Origin of the sequence: Streptococcus pseudoporcinus LQ 940-04 (assembly GCF_000188035.1) — a bacterium.
Taxonomy (GTDB): Bacteria; Bacillota; Bacilli; order Lactobacillales; family Streptococcaceae; genus Streptococcus; species Streptococcus pseudoporcinus.
The window spans coordinates 106,157-119,603 of sequence record NZ_AEUY02000003.1 but is presented as its reverse complement, the minus strand read 5'-3'; the positions used below and the strand labels follow the sequence as shown (position 1 = coordinate 119,603).

Annotated in this window: 13 protein-coding genes and 2 other annotated features (2 of these 15 cut by a window edge); of the genes, 2 read left to right on the top strand and 11 right to left on the bottom strand. The window is 36.9% G+C overall.

Annotated features, from left to right (window positions below; translation table 11 throughout):
- Positions 1 to 71: a sequence feature (ribosomal protein L21 leader region), on the bottom strand (it extends 3 nt beyond the left edge of the window).
- A gap of 66 nt (positions 72 to 137) precedes the next feature.
- The 3 genes from STRPS_RS00870 to STRPS_RS00860 form a co-directional block, all read right to left on the bottom strand.
- Positions 138 to 1,334: a CapA family protein gene (locus tag STRPS_RS00870; protein ID WP_007894267.1), complete on the bottom strand. Its 1,197-nt coding sequence runs from the start codon at positions 1,332 to 1,334 to the stop codon at positions 138 to 140.
- Positions 1,335 to 1,730: 396 nt separating this feature from the next.
- Positions 1,731 to 2,945 (bottom strand): tRNA uracil 4-sulfurtransferase ThiI, encoded by a 1,215-nt coding sequence (thiI, locus tag STRPS_RS00865; protein ID WP_007894333.1) that lies wholly within the window; start codon positions 2,943 to 2,945, stop codon positions 1,731 to 1,733.
- A 1-nt stretch (position 2,946) separates the two neighbouring features.
- Entirely contained in the window at positions 2,947 to 4,089 is a 1,143-nt protein-coding gene (locus STRPS_RS00860) for a cysteine desulfurase family protein (RefSeq protein ID WP_007894314.1), read from the bottom strand.
- A gap of 223 nt (positions 4,090 to 4,312) precedes the next feature.
- On the opposite strand from STRPS_RS00860, the gene STRPS_RS00855 reads away from it, so the two are divergent.
- Positions 4,313 to 4,735: a DUF6556 family protein gene (locus STRPS_RS00855; protein ID WP_007894304.1), complete on the top strand. Its 423-nt coding sequence runs from the start codon at positions 4,313 to 4,315 to the stop codon at positions 4,733 to 4,735.
- A gap of 27 nt (positions 4,736 to 4,762) precedes the next feature.
- Here STRPS_RS00855 and gorA read toward each other — a convergent pair whose 3' ends face one another.
- The 5 genes from gorA to STRPS_RS00830 all read right to left on the bottom strand — a co-directional run bounded on the left by gorA (position 4,763) and on the right by STRPS_RS00830 (position 9,725).
- On the bottom strand, positions 4,763 to 6,112 hold the full coding sequence (gene gorA / locus STRPS_RS00850; protein ID WP_007894372.1) for a glutathione-disulfide reductase: 1,350 nt from the start codon (positions 6,110 to 6,112) through the stop codon (positions 4,763 to 4,765).
- A 116-nt stretch (positions 6,113 to 6,228) separates the two neighbouring features.
- Positions 6,229 to 6,567 (bottom strand): YlbF/YmcA family competence regulator, encoded by a 339-nt coding sequence (locus tag STRPS_RS00845; protein ID WP_007894297.1) that lies wholly within the window; start codon positions 6,565 to 6,567, stop codon positions 6,229 to 6,231.
- Positions 6,568 to 6,628: 61 nt separating this feature from the next.
- On the bottom strand, positions 6,629 to 7,795 hold the full coding sequence (aroC, locus tag STRPS_RS00840; RefSeq protein WP_007894390.1) for a chorismate synthase: 1,167 nt from the start codon (positions 7,793 to 7,795) through the stop codon (positions 6,629 to 6,631).
- A gap of 95 nt (positions 7,796 to 7,890) precedes the next feature.
- On the bottom strand, positions 7,891 to 8,568 hold the full coding sequence (gene aroD / locus STRPS_RS00835) for a type I 3-dehydroquinate dehydratase (protein WP_007894132.1): 678 nt from the start codon (positions 8,566 to 8,568) through the stop codon (positions 7,891 to 7,893).
- On the bottom strand, positions 8,565 to 9,725 hold the full coding sequence (locus tag STRPS_RS00830; protein ID WP_007894364.1) for a class I SAM-dependent rRNA methyltransferase: 1,161 nt from the start codon (positions 9,723 to 9,725) through the stop codon (positions 8,565 to 8,567). Before STRPS_RS00830 ends, aroD begins: the two co-directional genes overlap by 4 nt.
- A gap of 135 nt (positions 9,726 to 9,860) precedes the next feature.
- On the opposite strand from STRPS_RS00830, the gene STRPS_RS00825 reads away from it, so the two are divergent.
- Positions 9,861 to 12,041, top strand: a complete 2,181-nt coding sequence (locus STRPS_RS00825; protein ID WP_007894330.1) for an LTA synthase family protein — start codon at positions 9,861 to 9,863, stop codon at positions 12,039 to 12,041.
- 127 nt (positions 12,042 to 12,168) lie between these two features.
- Here STRPS_RS00825 and rplT read toward each other — a convergent pair whose 3' ends face one another.
- The 3 genes from rplT to infC are packed head-to-tail and all read right to left on the bottom strand — an operon-like array spanning position 12,169 to position 13,355.
- Positions 12,169 to 12,528 carry a 50S ribosomal protein L20 gene (rplT, locus tag STRPS_RS00820; RefSeq protein ID WP_007894401.1) on the bottom strand — a complete coding sequence of 120 codons (360 nt, stop codon included), beginning with the start codon at positions 12,526 to 12,528 and terminating at the stop codon, positions 12,169 to 12,171.
- A gap of 54 nt (positions 12,529 to 12,582) precedes the next feature.
- Complete coding sequence (gene rpmI, locus STRPS_RS00815; protein ID WP_003085764.1) at positions 12,583 to 12,783, bottom strand: 50S ribosomal protein L35; 201 nt, start codon at positions 12,781 to 12,783, stop codon at positions 12,583 to 12,585.
- A gap of 41 nt (positions 12,784 to 12,824) precedes the next feature.
- A complete protein-coding gene (gene infC, locus STRPS_RS00810) occupies positions 12,825 to 13,355 on the bottom strand; it encodes a translation initiation factor IF-3 (RefSeq protein ID WP_007894295.1) in 531 nt (176 codons plus the stop codon).
- Positions 13,356 to 13,369: 14 nt separating this feature from the next.
- Positions 13,370 to 13,447, bottom strand: a sequence feature (ribosomal protein L20 leader region); it runs 45 nt beyond the window's last position.

The following is a 13,447-nucleotide window of genomic DNA, read 5'->3' as shown; positions in this document are numbered from 1 at the left end:
TCTGTGAAGACTCGCCTAGAATCGTGGGATATATCCACTTTCGAACGATTTTCGCGCGGTTGCACAGGATGTGCATTTAGTCAACATTACTATTATAGCACTCTATCTAATTTTTTCAAGTCATTATCGCTAACTTTTTACCATTTTAGATTGACATGCTCATTCATTTCTTTATAAGCAATATCCACCTTATCTTGTGTTTCTTTATCAATCTTTTTGCGATGCTTACCACCCTCAACAAAATCTTCTAAAACAAGAGTTCTATAACTATAAAGAGCGAAGCCACTCTTTCCGGTCCTTCCTTTAGGCTTTGCAATTACCATTGTCGGATGGGCTTTAACAGTTTTAATGCGTGTTGTTTTTCCCTTTTTCTCAAAAGTAAGGTCCATCAGGAGTCCCCGCTCTGTCCAAATATCATTAACTGTTTCTAAACGTTGGTTAGATATAAAGTTCCCCATCGAATAAATGATAAATTTTTTGTCCTTTCCGATTTTAACAGTCTCAGAAGGTTCAACAACATGGGGATGCCCACCCAATACAACATCTGCTCCCCAGTCAATCATTGATCGATAGAGCTCTTTTTGTTCACTGGTTGGCTGTAGGGCATATTCTGTGCCCATTTGCGGCATAACTATTGTAATATCAGCTTTCTTTTCTGCTGCTTTAATCTCAGCTTTAATTTTTTCTTGATTTAAATCAGACATATGCTGTTCATATTCTGTAGCAGAAAGATTATTCTCCATACCGTTATAACCATAAGAATAACCCAAAAGAGCAATTTTTATACCATTTACATTTTTGATTAGAAAAGGTTCTGTCTGACGGTTTTTAGGATAAACTCCAATGCTATCAATTCCAAGTTTTGCAAAGGTTTGATGCGTATTGATGGCCCCTTCTAGGCCAGAATCCAAGATATGATTATGAGCTAAGTCAACAACATCGTAACCGGTAGCTTTCATAGCCCTTGCAATTTCAGTAGGTGCATTAAAAAGGGGGTAGCCGGCTAAAGGATAATCTGGACTAATTGTTCCCTCATAATCACCAATGGCCAAATCTGCTTTGGAAATCCTACTTTTAACATATTCAAAATAAGGAGTAAAGTCATAACGTCCATCACTAATTTCAGCACTTTCATAAAGAACATCGTGCAATAAAATATCGCCATTAGCAACAACCCTAGCCCTTTTAGTTGTGACTTGTTTTTCCTTAGATTTTGATTGGATATCATGACGATGGAAGCCCATAAAATCGTAAATCAAAGAAAAAACAAGTATAGCTATTATTAAGGCAATGACTGACATAATCATTTTCTGATACTTAGGTTTCTTAGCCACAAAAATTCCTCCTTTCTTTTATTATATCATTAAAAAAAACTCTTTAAACAGAAAAAAAGTTTCTCTTAGAAAAGCTTAGGTTATAGACAAAGTCGATTTTTATGACCTACCGCCTCCCTTTATCATACAATAGTATCACTCTTAATTCAGTTCTCTAGCAAAGCTTACGAGTGAAAGGAGTACAAGCTGATACTTTACATCATGACAAAAATGCCAAAAACTTATCGTTTCTGGCATTGAGAAATCTTTAGTCCTTAGGCTTAAAATTTAGGTATGGCATTCCTTTAGATCCCTCAAACAATCATTTCTCTGACTGTTTGACCTACCGTTCCAGCTACCCTCTATCATCAAGAGACATCCTTTCAATGACATTGGACTTTTTCTTCAGAAAGTTTTTTATAAAATATCATCCAGTAAATGCTCAATTCTGTCTCTAGCACTTTCTGGTCCAATTTCTGAAATAGTAATACCTGCGACCGCTCTCGCAACAAGGCTATCAATATCAAAACGCTTTTCATATTGCTCAACATTCTTAAGTTTTGGATTTGTCTTTGGACGATCTGGAGCAAAAATGGTACAGCAATCTTCAAAAGGTTGAATGGAAATATCGAAAGTCTTAATTTTCTCTGCAATAGCAATAATCTCCAACTTATCCATTGTTACTACTGGTCTAATAATGGGCGTCGTCGTTACCGCATTTATTGCCTGCATACTTTCTAACGTTTGACTGGCAACTTGGCCTAAACTTTCACCATTTATAATAACTAATCCATTACGCATTTGTCGAATGGCATCAGTAATACGCATCATAAAGCGACGGGTCAAAGTCATTAAATAAGCCTCAGGAGCCTTTGCTTTAATTTCCTCTTGAATTTCAGTAAAGGGTACTTCAATAAATTGAATATTACCTCCAAAGCGTGTTAAACATCTTGTTAGGTCTTGAGCCTTTTTCAAAGCTCCTGGACTGGTATATGGCGGACTAGCAAAATGCACTGCTTCAATATCGACACCACGTTTTAAGGCTAGATAGCCTGCAACTGGTGAATCAATCCCCCCAGATAACATCAACATTCCTTTACCAGAAGTCCCTACGGGTAAGCCTCCAGCCCCTTTAATGTCTTCATAGGACAAATAAGCGGCTTCATCACGAATCTCAACTTTTAAATTAAGATCCGGTTTTTTCATTTGTGCTTTGATCTGAGGTAAAACATCAAAGACTGCATTCCCAAGGGTCAGATTTAATTCTCGACTATCAAGTTCAAACTGATGATCACTACGTTTGCTTGAAATTTTAAACGTCATACCTTCCTGATATAGTGACGTCATAATATCCTGTACTGATTTTTTGAGTACAGCTACATTTTTTTCAACTTTATAAACCGGTGATAAAGACTGAATCCCAAAAACCTGTTTTAAGGACTCAACAACAGGTTCATAATCTGTCCCATTTAGATAGACATGTGTCCTATCACGATCCGACTTTACTGTTACTTGGGGGTAAGCAGCTAAAACATCCTGAATATTACGTTTTAATTTGTTAATAAAACGCATCCTATTTTTTCCTTTGGTTGAAAGTTCACCATGGCGAACCATAATTTCTGAATACTGCATCTTATCTTACTTTCTGTGTTTTCTGATAAATCTGGTTAAAAATGGTTAAAAATTGTTCTATTTCTTCCATATTATTGTCATCATCTAAGCTAATACGGACAGCTGTTTGAGCATCTTTAGCTGGTAGTCCCATAGCTATTAAGGTTCCAGCCGGTTTACCCGCTTTAGAGGAGCAAGCACTGGTTGTTGAGATAAAAATATCATGATTTTCAAAAGCATGGACAAGCACTTCTCCGCGAACACCTTTAACTCCAAAAGTTAAAATATTAGGTGCAAAAGCTTCTTGTCCAGAAAAAACTGTCACATCTTCGTAGCCAGCTAAAGCTTGATATAAAAGATCTCGCATCTTGCTCATTCGATTTAAGGATACCACTTCTTTTTCTCTAGTCAATCTCAAAGCCTTAGCCATACTTGCAATTGCTGCTACATTTTCTGTTGTTGACCGCTGGTTAGACTCTTGACCTCCGCCATGTAACAGAGGTGCTAATCGTTTTCCCATTTTTTTATAGAGAATACCTACACCTCTAACCGTGTGAAATTTGTGTCCCGAAAATGAGGCTAAGTCAACTCGACTCGTCATAAAACTTTCAAGTGGCAGTTTCCCAATGGCCTGCACAGCATCAACATGGAAGGTAATTCCAGGCTTGTCTGCTAACAAATCTGAAATAGCAGTAATGGGCTGGATTGAACCAATTTCATTATTAACGGCCATTACTGATATCAGAATCGTATCTTTACGAATCAGATTTTCTAGTTGGTCAAGATCTACAAAACCTTGGGGAGTCACTGGGGCATAAGTAATTTCAAAACCTTGACTGGCTAGCCATTTGGCACTTTCTTTAACTGCTGGGTGTTCAATATCAGACACAATGATGTGCTTACCATAAGCTTGCTTTTCAAAAGCAGTTCCTTTTAGGGCCCAATTGTCACTTTCTGTTCCACCAGATGTAAAAAATATTTCTTGTTCCTGACAGTTAAGAAGTTGAGCAATTTGCTTGCGAGAAGCTTCCAAAATACGACTAGCATTAGCACCCAAACTATGAAGGCTGGAAGGGTTACCATAAATTTTACTGGCCACTTCCTGAAAGGTATGGAGGGCTTCTGGATAAGGAATAGTTGTTGCCGAGTTATCAAAATATATCATTTTTCACCTACGTTTTTACTCAATACTCTATTCTAACATAATTTAGGGCAAATGAAAAAAATTGCTTTCTTAACAAACTTGTTCGTTTTTAATAGATTATCTGTTTAAAATAAAAGGTAAATAATTGACTTCCAATTTTATCAAGCATATACTATTAAGTGAAACTTTTACAGGTTTGTATCAATACACCTTAGTTCTAAGTAATCATTGATAAGGAGATAAAATGAATTCCCACTATTCACGAAAAAACAAACCCCAATCAAAGAAAACAGTTGCCGTTCCGACTAAGCATATCAAGACAGGTTTTACGGCTCTCCAAAAAACAATTGCCTTAATTGGTAGTATTTTAAGTATTATCGTTGCAACCATCACTATTACTAAAGTTCTTCATCCCAATACAGAAACCAAAAAAGATAAGGTTGATCATTCGACATCAACTATCGTTAAAATTATTGAAAAAGATAGCTCATCAAGTACAGTCAATACCGACCTCAGTCACTCTAGTAGCTCTGCTATTCCAGAAAGTAGCACCAATACCCAAACCAGCAGCTCTTCAGAAAATCCTGCCGCTAAAACAGATACAAGTACCAGCACAGCTCCAACAACTAATACCGGAGCTTCCACTAACACAAGCACTACACCTTAAAAGGCCGAGAATAATTCTCAGCCTTTTTTAGCGCATGGTTACAAATTCCTCAGCGCCCGTGGGGTGAATGGCAACTGTATTGTCGAAGTCTCTTTTTGTTGCTCCCATTTTGATGGCTACAGCAAAGCCTTGAATCATTTCATCAACCCCATAACCAATCCCATGTAAGCCAACAATTTTCTCATCTTTACCATAAGTAACCAACTTCATTTTACAGTTTTGACGATGACTTGTCACAGCAGTGTACATAGAAGCAAAAGTCGATTGATAAGTTTTAATGTGATCAACCCCATACTTTGCAATGGCAGCTTCCTCACTAAGTCCTACTGAACCGATTGCAGGATGACTAAAAATAACCGTCGCTATATTTTCATACTCTAGCTTCTCTTCAGTTTTACCATTAAAGAGACGCTCGGACAGCCGTCTGCCTGCGGCAATAGCCACTGGTGTTAATGCTAATTTCCCATTAATATCTCCAACAGCATAGACTCCCTCTACAGAAGTATTTTCAAAAGCATCTGTTTCAATATAACCTGACTTAGTGTACTTAAGGTCAAGGTTCTCAAGTCCAAAACCTTTGGTATTAGGATGGCGACCAATCGCCCAGATTAATTGGTCCACTTCAAGCTCTTCACCATTTTTTAGGGTAATTGTCAAAGACTGATCAGGATTTTTTATGACTGACTGAACGTGGCTTTCCGTCATCACATTAATGTCTGTTTTTTCCATTTCCTCTACTAAACTAGCAATGATATCTTGGTCAAAATGTCGTAAGGGACGATCATGCCGAACTAGTAAATGTGTTGTAGACCCTAAAGCCTTTAAAATACCTGCAATTTCGACCGCAATATAACCAGCCCCAACAATGGCTGTACGATCTGGTACCTGATCCAACTCAAAAAAACCATCTGAAGTAATGCCATAATCAGCTCCAGGAATATCTGGCACTGTCGGACTTCCACCAGTTGCAATTAAGATATGAGGAGCATAATAAGTTTCACCATCTACTTCAATATGATGGGCATCTATAAAGCGAGCAAAGCCAGTTAAATGAGTGACTCCACTTTGTTGAAAACTTCTTTCATAAGACTTATGAATGCTATCAATATAAGCTTGACGATTTTTCTTCAAAACATCAAATTGAAATAGCTCTTCTTGAACAGTGAAGCCGTAATCCTTAGCATAAGTATGTATGGTTTCTGCAACTTGCGCACCATACCACATCACCTTTTTAGGAACGCAACCTAAATTAACACATGTCCCACCAATTTCATTTGCTTCAATTAATAAGACACTTGCACCATGAATAGCTGCGCGATTGGCAGAGGCAATACCTCCGCTACCTCCACCTACTACTATGTAATCAAATGATTTCATGTTATACTACCTCTTCATTTTTCCTTAAATGTAACATAATTCATTTCACCTCTCAAGAATTTGCTACAGAAAAACCATTTCCTCCTTGAAAATGGTCTTGTATGTTATAAAGTCTTCTAAATAAGATCCTTAAGTGGTTTAAAGACAATACGTTCAACATCACTAATATAAACTGATAGTGATTGCTGTGCATCAAAATAAGCTTTTAAGAAAGCATTAGACTCAATCTTTTTACTAAGTTCTTCGATATCAGATTGCTCTTCAGCAGTTGGCATTTGCCCAGCCTGCATCATTCCTTGTAGCTTTTCTTGCATTGCAACGAATTGATCAAAAAGTTGACTTGCTTCGCCATCTTCCTTAATAGCAGATTTAGCAGCTTCTACATTTTTATATTCCGGAAGATGACGTAAGGCGCGCTCCAGTTTATTAGCATAATCATAAATTTCTTGTGACATCTATTAATCTCCTTTAACCTTAAATTACTACTATCATACCATAAATATGCCACTATTTCTGTTAATAATTTTTACAATAATCCAGATAATCGTCAAAGGTAGTTTTTAGCTCATCAATATGATCAGCCGGGAATTTTTCTAGAATTTCTTGTGCAAGCACAGTAGCGACAACATTTTCCATGACCACACCAGCAGCCGGTAAGGCAGTGGGATCAGACCGTTCAACACTAGCTTTAAAAGGTTGGTGCGTATCAATATCAACCGACATCAAGGGCTTGTAGAGGGTAGGGATAGGTTTCATGACCGCCTTGATAATCAGCGGCTGACCATTAGTAACTCCGCCTTCAAAGCCTCCTAGATGATTTGTCCGTCTCTGATAACCTGTTTCTTGTGTCCAAGTAATCTCATCCATGACCTCTGAACCTTTATGACTTGCCATATCAAAGCCCATTCCGAACTCGACTCCTTTAAATGCATTTATCGAAAGGATTGCTTGAGCTAATTTGCCGTCTAATTTCCGGTCCCAATGCACAAAAGATCCTAACCCTACCGGTACCCCAGTAACAATAGTTTCTATTATTCCGCCAATGGTATTGCCTTCTTGTTTAATGTTATCAATTAACCCCTTAATCAAAGTTTCCTGATCAGGATTAGCAATTGAAAGCTCTGACAATCTAGCCTTTTCTGCAAGTTCTTGAATAGACATTTCTTCTGGAATAAGGATCTCTTGCCCACCAAAATTGAGAATATGGTTCATTGTGGTAATACCTAATTCTTTTAAAAGTCGTTTTGAAAGAGCTCCCACAGCTACACGAATAGCCGTTTCACGGGCAGATGACCGTTCCAATGAATTTCGTAAGTCTTTAAAATGATATTTAATACCACCCACCAAATCAGCATGACCAGGTCGTGGTTTTTTCACTTGTCGCTTCTTTTGTGCGGCCTGATCTACTGGTTGGACAGACATAATATCGAGCCATTTTTGATGATCTTTATTGGTAATAATCATAGTGATAGGAGCGCCTGTTGTTTTCCCATGGCGAAGGCCAGAAGTAATAGATACTCTATCAGATTCAATCCGCATCCTAGCTCCCCTACCATAGCCACCTTGTCTTCTTTTAAGCTCATCATTAATCTCATCAAGATTAATGTTTAGGCCAGCTGGAAAACCTTCAACAATTGCTGTTAAACTATTACCATGCGATTCACCTGCCGTTAGATACCTCATCCTTACCTCCTTCATCATTTACTAAATACCACTATAAAGAAAAACATTATCCTAATTAGTATTAGAATAATGTTATGCTTATCTACCATACATCACTAGTCAGCTTCCATTACTGATATTAGTTTTTTCATATCAGCTAATGTCACTTGCCCCGGAGCACTAGCATCATCAACAGCCACAAATGTCCAAGCAGAGCCAATGATGTCGCCTGCAATCCGAGAAATTCTTCCCAGCTTACCCATTGACATCGTTGCATAGGTTTGCTCAGGATTCAGTGCTTTAAATCCACGAGTATAATTCATTACATTCAAAACATCTTGCTCACTTTTTGGCATGACAGCAATTTTAACAACACGAGGGGCCAGTTTTGTCATTTCCGAAAATGACTCCATGAGATTTTCAGGTGTCTCCTCAAAATTGTGATAAGACAAAACAAGATTCGAAAAATCCATCATTTCACCAAAAACGGATTTGTGCGTGAAATACTCAAAGTCAACAAAATCAGGATTATAGATGGCGTTGATTTCCTTAATCAAATCAATATATTCTTGGTCTGTCAAATCAATCATGCCACCCTCAGGCTTTGTTCTCAAAGTAAAGATAATTTCTCTACCCGCAAACTTTTCAAAGATGGCTGGAGCAACCGTGATCACTTTTTCCTTTGGAAGAAAGTCTGCACGCCACTCAATAATATCAACACCCTCATATTTAGACACATCAATAGATTGTGCTTCTTCAAAACTTGTCGGCATTATCGGAGCTACTATTTTCATTTTTTTACCTTTATTGTAAATACTTTTAAATAATTACTTCTTTCATCTGCGTTGTTTATTGTAAAATCTTCGGGTAACTGTTGAAGACTCATATCTGCGATATGGTAACCTTCAAAGCCTTTTTTAATCTCATTTTTAAACTGTATGACTGTCATATTTGCTGCGTTAGTGGACGCAATAAGCATTCCTTCTGGGCTCAAAATAGCTAGTGCTTCAGAAATAAGACGATGGTAATCCTTTTGAACCGAGAAAGTTTGTTTTTTGTTTCGAGCAAAACTTGGTGGATCAATAACAATGACATCAAAAGTCAAAGCTTTTCGTTTAGCATATTTAAAATACTCAAACACATCCATAACATGGAAAAAATGATTATCTGTAGAAATGCCGTTTGCTTGAAAGTGTGCGCTTGATAGGTCACGCGATCTTTTAGCTAAGTCAACTGACCTCGTTTCTTTAGCTCCGCCTACGGCAGCTGCTACTGAAAATGCTGCTGTATAAGAGAACATATTTAAGAGCGACTTCCCTTTTGCAAGTCCTTCTACTAGATTTTTTCGGACATCATGCTGGTCCAGAAAAATACCAGTCATTAAGCCATCGTTTAAAAATACCTGATAGTTCACACCATTTTCTTTAATAATAAAAGTCTCAGGAGCTTCTAAACCATAAAGGTGTACGGATTCTGCAGTTTCACTTTTGAAACGAATTTTACCGTATGCTCCCTTAATTTCAGGAAAGACCTTTTGGAAAGCCTCAATAATAATTTCTTTAATTGAAAAAACAAAAGTATTATACCACGAAAAGACAGCAAAGTCATTATAGAAATCAATGGTTAAACCACCGAAATTATCGCCTTCTTGATTAAAGATACGATAAGCATTGGTAGTCTCATCATTAATGAAGAACCTTCTCTTTGCTTTTGCCTGCAAAAATAATTGGCAAAAATAATCACTTGTTAAATCAGCATGCTGACCTAAAAACCAGCCAACTCCTCGATGTTGTTTGGAGAGGTATGCTACTCCAATAATTTGATTTCCTTTAGAAACAAGAGTTACTACCTGATCGGTAATGTTAAGATTTTTAAAATCTCTTTCTTCTAATAATTGAACTCCTGCGCTTAGCTTTTTTTCAACAAAAGAATTAATATAGAGTTTATTCATAGTCCTTATTATAACAAAAAGTCCCCAAAAATCCTACTAAATTTAAACTTTTAGCGAGCATAAGATCATTTTTTTTGTTATAATTTACTTTGAGATTTTTATCTTTAGGAAAAAATAAATGAGGAAGTTTCTTCAGTGACAACATTTAAAACTACCATATCAAAATTTACAAGTACGCGATTAGGGTTTATTCTCACCCTACTCCTTGCCTATTGGATAAAGACCCTTTGGGCTTATCAAATGGATTTTTCACTTGATCTAGGAAACCTATATCAAGTCTTCTTATCAATCATCAATCCTATCCCATTAGCATTATTACTATTGGGATTTGCACTTTATATCAAAAATACGAAAACGTTTTATATCCTCTCTTGGATAATTTATGTCATTCTGAACTTATTACTGATTTCAAATGCTATTTATTATCGCGAATTTTCTGACTTCATCACTGTAAGTGCGATGCTAGCCTCTAGTAAGGTGTCCGCAGGCTTAGGCGATTCCGCCTTAAACCTACTACGTTTCTGGGACATTATCTTTATTTTAGACTTTATTATCTTTGGTATTCTAAAAGTCAGCAAAAGATTAACGAGGGACCCTAGACCCTTTAACAAAAGAGCTGCCTTCGCTGTCTCTGCTCTTTCATTCTTGATGCTCACAGCCAATTTATTCCTAGCTGAGATTGATCGACCTGAACTATTAACGCGTGGTTTTTCTAATACTTATATTGTTAGAGCACTTGGCTTACCAGCTTTCACTGCGTATAGTGCCAATCAAACCTACCAAGCACAAAAAGAGCGTAACGGTGCCACAGCTGATGAATTAGTTGCTGTCAAAAAATATGTTCAGCAACATTACGCGGCGCCAAATCCTAAGTACTATGGAATCGCGAAGGGTAAAAATGTTATTGTTATTCATCTGGAAAGCTTCCAGCAATTTTTAATTGATTATAAATTAAAATCTGGTGATAAAGATTATGAAGTGACACCTTTTCTCAACTCACTTTATCATTCAAAATCTACACTAGCCTTTTCAAACTTTTTCCATCAAGTAAAAGCAGGAAAAACCTCTGATGCTGAAACCATGATGGAAAACTCACTCTTTGGTTTAAATAGTGGCTCCTTCATGGTTAACTATGGAGGTGATAATACACAATTTTCTGCCCCCTCTATTCTTAGACAAAAAGATGGTTATACTAGTGCTGTCTTTCATGGGAATGTTGGTACCTTTTGGAATAGGAACAATGCCTATAAACAATGGGGCTATAACTACTTCTTTGATTCTTCTTATTTCTCAAAACAAACCAAAAATAACTCTTTCCAATATGGACTCAATGACAAGTACATGTTCAAAGATTCCATCAAGTATTTAGAAAGAATGCAGCAACCTTTCTATACTAAGTTTATTACTGTAAGTAACCATTATCCTTATACCAGTCTAAAAGGTGAAAAAGATGAAGAAGGCTTCCCGCTAGCAGAAACCAAAGATGAAACTATTAATGGCTATTTCGCAACAGCAAACTATCTTGATGCCTCCATTAAATCGTTTTTCGACTATTTAAAAGCATCAGGCTTATATGATAAATCAGTCATTGTACTTTATGGTGATCATTATGGTATCTCGAATTCACGTAATACTAATCTAGCTACCTTATTGGGTAAAGATCCCGAAACTTGGTCGGAATATGACAACGCTATGCTTCAACGCGTACCTTATATGATTCATATCCCTGGTTATCAGGATGGTGGCATTAAAGACACTTTTGGGGGTGAAATAGATGCTCTACCAACCTTACTTCACGTCCTTGGTATTGACACTTCCAAGTATATTCAACTCGGTCAGGATTTATTATCTCCTCAGAATAAACAAATAGTGGCTCAACGGACCTCAGGGACCTATATGACGCCTGATTACACCAACTACGGTGGCAGACTTTATAACACTAAGACCGGTGTTGAAATTACAAATCCTGATGAAATAACTCTTGAAAAAACTAAAGCCATCCGCGAACAGACTGCACAACAATTATTAGCCAGTGATAATGTCCAAACAGGTGATCTCCTTCGTTTTAATACCGATAATGGATTAGAAAAAACAGATCCAAGTAAATTTCTTTACACACACCAATTAAAACAAATGGAAAAAATCGAAAAAGAACTTGGTAATAAGTCAACCAGTCTCTATAGTGAAAATGGTGATAAAACTACCATAAACCTTTTTAAAGCTCCTTCTTATTTAGAACTCAATCCTAAAGAGGAAAGAACATCATCATCTAATAATGACAACTCAAAAGATGGAAAAAAGGTTGAAAAAAATTAAAGCTATCCAAAAGGCACCTCTATTTTTAAAGATAGGGGTGCCTTTTGGAAACAAAATAAAAAAGAGTGGTAGAAAGGTTACCTTATCAACAAGGATAATCCTTTCTACCACTTCTGATGAGGTAAGTTTATTTACCTAATTTATCTTTTGCTGCATCAGCAAGTGCTGTAAAGCCAGCTGCATCTGTAACAGCTAAATCTGCAAGCATTTTACGGTTAACTTCAATTTCAGCAAGTTTTAAACCATGCATTAATTGTGAATAAGATAATCCATTCATGCGTGCTGCCGCATTAATACGTGTAATCCATAATTTACGGAAATCACGTTTCTTTTGACGACGGTCACGGTATGCATAGTAATAAGAATTCATTACTTGTTCTTTTGCAGTGCGGAACAAGATATGTTTTGCTCCATAGTAACCTTTAGCTAATTTTAATATACGTTTGCGACGTTTGCGTGAAACAACTCCACCTTTAACACGAGCCATTTATATTTCCTCCAAATAGTTCTAATAATTCTAGTAAATATTTAACTAAGTCTCTTATCTAAGACCAGTAAGCATTGCTTTAATACGTTTAAAATCTCCAGCACTTACCATTGAAGCTTTACGAAGATGACGACGTTGCTTTTTAGTTTTGCCGTGGAAACGGTGTGATGTAAAAGCGCGGAAGCGTTTCAAACCACCAGAACCTGTACGTTTAAAACGTTTAGCTGATGCGCGGTGTGTTTTTTGTTTTGGCATTTTTGTATTCTCCTCTTACTAAATCTTAAAAACTGTGACAATTATTTTTTGTCTGAAATCGGTGCAAGTTGCATAAACATTTGGCGACCATCCATTTTTGCTCTTTGCTCAATGATAGCAATATCCTGAGTAGCTTCAGCAAATTCAGCTAGAACCTTTGCACCAATCTCTTTATGAGTAATCATACGCCCTTTAAAGCGAATAGAAACTTTAACCTTATTCCCCTTTTCAAGGAATTTACGGCCATTACGAAGTTTCGTCTCAAAGTCACCCTTATCAATAACGGGACTTAAGCGTACCTCCTTAACAGTTACAACGCTCTGTTTCTTACGTTGTTCTTTTTGTTTCTTTTGAAACTCAAACTTGAACTTTCCATAGTCCATGATTTTGGCTACTGGAGGAACAGCTTGTGGCTGGATTAAAACCAAATCAACATTGGCATTATCAGCAATTGCTTGCGCCTCTGATAGTGGTTTTATACCTAATTGTTCACCTTCTAGACCAACTAGACGAACTTCGCGAACGCGAATTTCATCATTAATGAATAGATCCTTTTTAGCTATGATCTTCACCTCTTTATTTTTTTAGAGAAAAACGAAAGCGGACTTGATAAATCAAGCCCGCACACATAATATCCAAATGGATTTTGATATGTAGGGCCAGA

Coding starts and splice junctions, on each gene's coding strand:
- rplT (WP_007894401.1), bottom strand. CDS start 12,528: ATGGCTCGTGTTAAAGGTGGAGTTGTTTCACGCAAACGTCGCAAACGT.
- STRPS_RS00855 (WP_007894304.1), top strand. CDS start 4,313: ATGAATTCCCACTATTCACGAAAAAACAAACCCCAATCAAAGAAAACA.
- aroC (WP_007894390.1), bottom strand. CDS start 7,795: ATGAGGTATCTAACGGCAGGTGAATCGCATGGTAATAGTTTAACAGCA.
- STRPS_RS00830 (WP_007894364.1), bottom strand. CDS start 9,725: ATGAATAAACTCTATATTAATTCTTTTGTTGAAAAAAAGCTAAGCGCA.
- rpmI (WP_003085764.1), bottom strand. CDS start 12,783: ATGCCAAAACAAAAAACACACCGCGCATCAGCTAAACGTTTTAAACGT.
- aroD (WP_007894132.1), bottom strand. CDS start 8,568: ATGAAAATAGTAGCTCCGATAATGCCGACAAGTTTTGAAGAAGCACAA.
- thiI (WP_007894333.1), bottom strand. CDS start 2,945: ATGCAGTATTCAGAAATTATGGTTCGCCATGGTGAACTTTCAACCAAA.
- gorA (WP_007894372.1), bottom strand. CDS start 6,112: ATGAAATCATTTGATTACATAGTAGTAGGTGGAGGTAGCGGAGGTATT.
- STRPS_RS00860 (WP_007894314.1), bottom strand. CDS start 4,089: ATGATATATTTTGATAACTCGGCAACAACTATTCCTTATCCAGAAGCC.
- STRPS_RS00845 (WP_007894297.1), bottom strand. CDS start 6,567: ATGTCACAAGAAATTTATGATTATGCTAATAAACTGGAGCGCGCCTTA.